The sequence below is a fragment of the Niallia yueguangensis genome (genome assembly GCF_052663115.1).
Window position 1 is genome coordinate 1 of the sequence record NZ_JBQTCX010000060.1, and the last position, 744, is coordinate 744.

A 744-nucleotide genomic window follows, 5' to 3' on the forward strand; every position below is an offset into this window, starting at 1 on the left:
AAGATTTAGCGCCCGTAGCTCAATTGGATAGAGCGTCTGACTACGGATCAGAAGGTTATGGGTTCGACTCCTTTCGGGCGCGCCATATATCGGGAAGTAGCTCAGCTTGGTAGAGCACTTGGTTTGGGACCAAGGGGTCGCAGGTTCGAATCCTGTCTTCCCGACCAGGAAGAGCATAAAAGATGGGGCCTTAGCTCAGCTGGGAGAGCGCCTGCCTTGCACGCAGGAGGTCAGCGGTTCGATCCCGCTAGGCTCCACCAATCAAATAATTAATTATGGCGGCGTAGCTCAGCTGGCTAGAGCGTACGGTTCATACCCGTGAGGTCGGGGGTTCGATCCCCTCTGCCGCTACCAAATAATTAAGATAGATTTTATAACAAAAAAATAATAGTACTTTTATTTGGACCTTTAGCTCAGTTGGTTAGAGCAACGAGGAAGTACATCATGAATAATCTTCGAGTTGTACTCATCGAATAGCTTCTTGAATAATCCTACTGAGATGAGGACAGACATTTTAAAGCAAAACAAAATATTGACATTTACTTTATTTGGACCTTTAGCTCAGTTGGTTAGAGCAGACGGCTCATAACCGTCCGGTCGTAGGTTCGAGTCCTACAAGGTCCACCATTTATCGAGGAGGAATACCCAAGTCCGGCTGAAGGGATCGGTCTTGAAAACCGACAGGCGGGTCAAACCGCGCAGGGGTTCGAATCCCCTTTCCTCCTCCATTTGATAAACAATTAA

At 47.6% G+C, this 744-nt stretch carries 6 tRNA genes; all 6 read left to right on the forward strand.

The window, feature by feature from the left end:
• The first annotated feature begins 8 nt into the window (after nt 1–8).
• The 6 genes from ACTYA4_RS22090 (at nt 9) to ACTYA4_RS22115 (ending at nt 728) form a co-directional block, all read left to right on the forward strand.
• Nucleotides 9–85: transfer RNA gene (locus tag ACTYA4_RS22090), tRNA-Arg, on the forward strand.
• A gap of 5 nt (nt 86–90) precedes the next feature.
• A tRNA-Pro gene (locus ACTYA4_RS22095) sits at nt 91–167 on the forward strand.
• Between the two features lie 17 nt (nt 168–184).
• Nucleotides 185–260 (forward strand) — tRNA-Ala (locus ACTYA4_RS22100).
• A gap of 17 nt (nt 261–277) precedes the next feature.
• Nucleotides 278–354: transfer RNA gene (locus ACTYA4_RS22105), tRNA-Met, on the forward strand.
• A 196-nt stretch (nt 355–550) separates the two neighbouring features.
• A tRNA-Ile gene (locus tag ACTYA4_RS22110) sits at nt 551–627 on the forward strand.
• A gap of 8 nt (nt 628–635) precedes the next feature.
• Nucleotides 636–728: transfer RNA gene (locus ACTYA4_RS22115), tRNA-Ser, on the forward strand.
• The last annotated feature ends 16 nt before the right edge of the window (nt 729–744 follow it).